Below are 5,000 nucleotides of genomic sequence, written 5' to 3'. Positions count from 1 at the left end.
CGCGTGAAGGCACCCTTCCCTCGGCTCAGCCGAGGGAAGGGGGCCTTCACGCGCTGATCAGGCCAGGTACTCCGCGGCGGCCCGGAGGCTGACGTAAGACCCGCTGAACGTGTCGATCCGCGGCCCGTCGGTCTCCGGGCCGGGAACGCCGGTCTCGACCCGGATGTAGTCCACAGAGGACTCTCGCAGCCAGCCGAGGAACTCGCGGACCTCGGGGTGCCGGTGTGCCTCGCGCGTCACCACCACGAGGTCACGGGCGCCGTGGACGGCCTCGATCGCGGTCGCGATCCCGTCCGCGCCGACCTTGAGCGCACGGGTACCGGGCACGAGTCCGGTCAGGTGCGAGCCGAGCCCCCACGGCATCGGTCCGGCCGCGATGATCGGCTCGGTCTCGATGTCGATCACCAGCGGCGGGCCGTCCAGCTTCGGCGAACCCTGGATCCGCAACGCCTTGCGCGCCGCCTCCAGGCCGAGCCGGTGATCCACCGGGGAGATCGGCGTCGACACCGGGGGAGTGCCGAGAGCGGCGACTCGTTCCGACGCCTCCGCCAGCCGCTCCAGCGGCAGCTCACCGGATTCGACGGCGGCCGCGATGACCGCCGCGATCCGGTCCAGCTCGTCGTCTTCGAACGACACCCCGCCGAGGCACAGCGCGTCGGCGCCGGCGATCAGCGCCCGCACCGACGCCCGGCCGACGCCCTCGGTCTTGCCGAGTTCGCCCGCGACGGCGCCCATGTCGAGCGCGTCGGTGATGACGGCGCCGGTGAAGCCGAGCTCGCCGCGCAGGACGTCGGTGAGCGCCTTCGGGTTGAGCGTCGCGGGCAGCTCACCCCAAGCGGGGACGACGAGGTGCCCGGTCATCACCGCGCGCACCCCCGCCGCGATCGCCGCCTTGAACGGGACGAGTTCGATCTCGTGCAGTTCCGCCTCGGTCCGGGGCAGCACCGGCAGCGCGTGGTGCGAATCGTCCGTCGCCGCCCCGTGCCCGGGGAAATGCTTGGCCGACGCGGCCACGCCGTACTTCTGCAGGCCGGTGATGTACGCCGCGACATGCGGCGACGCCTTCACCGGATCCGAACCGAACGCCCGGACCCCGATCGAGGGATCTTCGGCCGCCAGGGTCAGATCCGCGCACGGGGCGAAGTTGATCGTCACCCCGCACGCGGCGAGCCGTTCGCCGAGCGCCGCCGCGACCGAGGTCGTCAGCTCGACGTCGTCCGCGGCGCCGAGTGCGAGCGGTCCCGGCACGAACGAGCCGGTGGCGACGTCGAGCCGCGTGACGTCACCGCCCTCCTCGTCGATGCCGATGAGCACGTCGGGCCGTTCCGCCCGCAGCTGCGCGCTCAGCGCGGCCACCTGCTCGTCGTCGACCACGTTGCGGCCGAACAGGATCGTGCCGCCGAGGCCGTCCGCCACCTTGCGGCGCAGCCAATCCGGCGCGGTGGTGCCGTCGAAGCCCGGTACGAGCACGGATGCGGCGAGCTTTTCCGGTGAAGACAAGGATTATCCCTTCACTGCGCCTGCGGTCAGGTTGGACACGAGCTTGCGCTGGACGATGATGAAGAACACCAGCGCGGGCACGGCGTAGATGACCGACGCCGCCATGATGCCGCCCCAGTCCACGGAGAACGCCGTCCGGAACGACGACAGCCACACCGGCAGCGTCTGCTTGTTCTGGTCGCGCATGAACACGAACGCGAACAGGAATTCGTTCCACGCGGTGATGAAGCTGAACACCGAGGTGGTCACCAGTCCGGGCGCGAGCAACGGCAGCGTCACCCGGCGGAAGGCGCCCGCCCGGCTGCAACCGTCGATCATCGCGGCTTCTTCGAGGTCGTACGGGATGCCGTTGACGAAGCCGTAAAGCATCCAGCACGTGAAGGGCAGCGTCGCCGCGAAGTACACCAGCAGCAGCGAAGGCAGCTGGTTCAGCAGCCCGGCGTCGCGCATCAGCAGGTACATCGGGATCAGCAGCGCTTCGAACGGTGCCAGCTGGGCGACGAGCACCAGCAGCAGGAACCCCTTACGTCCGCGGAAACGCATGCGGGACAAGGGAACCGCGGCCAGCACACCGGCGACGAGAGAGCACAGCACCGCGCCGAGCGTGACGATCAGGCTGTTGGCGAGGTACGTGGTGAAGCCGGGTTTCGTCAGCGCCGAGACGAAGTTCTCGAACGTCACCGAAAGCGGGACGAGGTCGTAGTCCGGGGACAGGACCTGGCCCGGTGTCTTCAGCGAAGAGGTGAACATCCAGTACGTCGGGAAGACGAACAGCAGCGCCACGACCACGCCGAGCGTGCCGAGACCGATCCGCTGGGACAGGGATTTCCTCATGAGAGGTCGGCCTCCTTCGTGCGCACCAGCAGCTGGACGTACCGGGCGGTGAGCAGGATCAGCACGAGCATCATCAGCAGCGCGGCGGTCGCCGCCAGGCCGAAGTGGTTGCCCGCGAGGCCCTTGAGGTACATGTAGACCGGCAGCGTCGTGCTGGCGCCGTCCGGCCCGCCTTGACGGATCGCCCACACCTGGGCGAACAGCTTGAAGTCCCACAGCACGGACAGGAACGTGACCATGGTCAGGATCGGCCGGATCGCCGGCCAGCTGACCGCCCAGAACGCCTGCCAGGCGTTCGCGCCGTCGATGCCCGCGGCTTCGTACTGCTCCTTCGGGACGCCGAGGAGCCCGGCGTAGAGCGTGAACGCCACGAACGGCACGGCCTGCCAGACCACCAGGATCCCGATGACCGTCAGCGTGCTCGGCCCGGTGGAGAACCAGGAATGCCCGATGAAACTCTCGAAACCGAGTTTCGCGAGCGTCTTGTTCAAAATGCCGTACTGCTGATCGAAGATCCACTGGAACACCGTGGTCGTCGCGACCACCGGGGTCGCCCACGCGAGGATCAGCGCGACCTGCACGATCACCCGGACCACCGGGTTGAGATGCCGCATCAGCACCGCCATGAGCAGCGCGAGCAGCAGGGTGAGGAGCACTACCGACGCGGTGAACACCAGCGTGCGGACGGTGATCTCCCAGAATTCCGAGTCGGACAGGATCTCGGAGAAGTTCTCGAATCCGACCCAGACCATCTCCCCGGAGACCAGCTCACGGAGGTCGAGCTTGCGGAGACTGATCCCGATCAGCTGCAGCGTCGGCCAGCCCAGCAGGACCAGGATCGCCACCAGCGCGGGAAGGATCAGCAGGTACGGCGCCGTCCGCTCGCCGAGGCGGAGACGCCGGTTGGATTTCGGCGGTTTGCTGCGCGGCGATGCCGGCGGGGTGGCCCCCGCCGGCATCGTCACATCTTTCGTCGTGGTCATCCGCCGATGAGCTTGTCGAGCGCTGCGTTGGCGTCGGCGGTCGCCTGGTCGAGCGTCTTCGTTCCGGTCAGGTAGGCGGTCAGCATGTCCTTGATCGGGTTCTGACCGGACTCGACGTCACCCCACTTGGGGCTGGTCGGCACGGCGCGGCCGTTCTTGGAAGCCTCGGCCATGACCTTGGTGAGCGGGTTCGCGTCGAGCGCGGACACGTCGGTCGAGGTACCGGGGACGTAACCGGCCTTGGCCAGCTCGGTCTGGTACTTCGGGGTGGAGAACAGCTTGACGTAGTCCTTCGCCGCGGCCGCGTTCTTGCTGTTGGCCGGGATGACCAGGTTCGAGCCGCCGAGGAAGACCGGGGCCGACTTGTCGGCGGTCTTGCCGGGGATCGGGAAGGCGCCCGACTTCTCCTTGATCTTCGGGTCGGTCTTCGCCGCGGTGTCGACCTCACCCGGGACACCGATCATCATCGCGACCTTGCCCGCGCCGTAGATACCCGCCTGCTGCGGGGTGGCCTCGTCGGCGTCCTTCGGGGCCTTGGTGCCCGAAGCGTCGGTGAGCTGCTTGTAGAACTCGAGCCCGGCCTTGGCCTGCGGGGAGTCCAGGGTCGCCTTGAAGGATTTGCCGTTGGCCTGTGCGATGTCGCCGCCCTCGTCCCAGATGTAGGACAGCAGCTCGTACCAGTTCTGGCCGGGGTGGTAGACGGCCTGGAACTCGGGGTCGCTGCCGAACTTGGCCTTGAGCTTGGTGATCGCGTCGAGCCACTCCGCGCGCGTCTTCGGCGTCGCGGTGATGCCCGCCTGCTCGAACATGTCCTTGCGGTAGATGACCTCACGGTTGGCCGCGTAGAACGGGACGCCGTAGGTCTTGCCGTCGAACTCGCCCGAAGCCTTGAGGCCCTGCAGCCACTGCGCGCCGTTGAAGTCGTTCACGCTGGAGGTGAGGTCGGCGAGCACGCCCTGGTTGGCGAACGCGGGGGTCTGGGTGTTGCCCAGCTCGATCACGTCCGGCGGGTTGTCACTGGCCAGCGCGGTGGTCAGCTTCTGCTGGATGCCGTTCCACTGCTGGATCTCGTACTTGACCTTGACGCCGGGGTGCGCGTCTTCGAATTCCTTGTGGAGCGAGTTCGTCAGTGCTTCCGGGGCGGTGCCCGTCATGAGCCAGACCGTGAGCGAGCCGTTCGAGGCCGCAGCGCTCGAATTCGTGCTGTCGCCACTGCCGGAACCGGCGCAGCCCGCCGTCGCGAGGGTGATGGCGGCGGCGCCCGCAGCCATCTTGAGCCAGCGCTTCACTCGTGCCGTCCTTTCGATGCCCGGCCACCATGCCGAGCTCCCACAAAATGGTGTAGACCAATGTGGGCAGAGTGGTACGTACCACTCCGACTGTCAAGCGGGTGGCCGGTTCGTTGTAAACGAGCCGCAATCTTTCACCTTGAGTGAGCGATCGATCACGCTGATGATCGAATTTCGGCGTGCTCGTCAGGGCCTCGCGAGGCAGGCTGACATGCGGTTTTTCTTTGTCTGTTCCGGTGATCGGTGCATTCGGCGGGCATGAGCTGGGCCGTTCGGAGGAAGGCGGGCTCGCGTGCGCCGAGCCGAGACTTCCGCCCGCCCCGGGGGCGGGGGGGGGGGGGGGCGGGGAGCGCGAAAAAAACTGGTACAATTAATATAGCATAAAAGTGGGCGC

The 5,000-nt window shown here is 67.7% G+C and carries 4 protein-coding genes; all 4 read right to left on the bottom strand.

The window, feature by feature from the left end:
* Positions 1-57: 57 nt before the first annotated feature.
* From ACFWIW_RS42070 to ACFWIW_RS42055, 4 genes are read right to left on the bottom strand one after another with little or no spacing between them, the layout of a single operon-like run.
* Positions 58-1,500: a glycoside hydrolase family 3 protein gene (locus ACFWIW_RS42070; RefSeq protein ID WP_378373594.1), complete on the bottom strand. Its 1,443-nt coding sequence runs from the start codon at positions 1,498-1,500 to the stop codon at positions 58-60.
* Positions 1,501-1,503: 3 nt separating this feature from the next.
* Complete coding sequence (locus ACFWIW_RS42065) at positions 1,504-2,334, bottom strand: carbohydrate ABC transporter permease (RefSeq protein ID WP_240595307.1); 831 nt, start codon at positions 2,332-2,334, stop codon at positions 1,504-1,506.
* Entirely contained in the window at positions 2,331-3,317 is a 987-nt protein-coding gene (locus ACFWIW_RS42060; protein WP_378373593.1) for a carbohydrate ABC transporter permease, read from the bottom strand. Before ACFWIW_RS42060 ends, ACFWIW_RS42065 begins: the two co-directional genes overlap by 4 nt.
* Positions 3,314-4,606, bottom strand: a complete 1,293-nt coding sequence (locus ACFWIW_RS42055) for an extracellular solute-binding protein (protein ID WP_378373592.1) — start codon at positions 4,604-4,606, stop codon at positions 3,314-3,316. Before ACFWIW_RS42055 ends, ACFWIW_RS42060 begins: the two co-directional genes overlap by 4 nt.
* Positions 4,607-5,000 lie beyond the last annotated feature (394 nt).

This window comes from Amycolatopsis sp. NPDC058340 (assembly GCF_042723975.1).
In the GTDB taxonomy this organism is placed as follows: domain Bacteria; phylum Actinomycetota; class Actinomycetes; order Mycobacteriales; family Pseudonocardiaceae; genus Amycolatopsis.
This window is presented reverse-complemented; position numbering and strand designations above follow the sequence as displayed.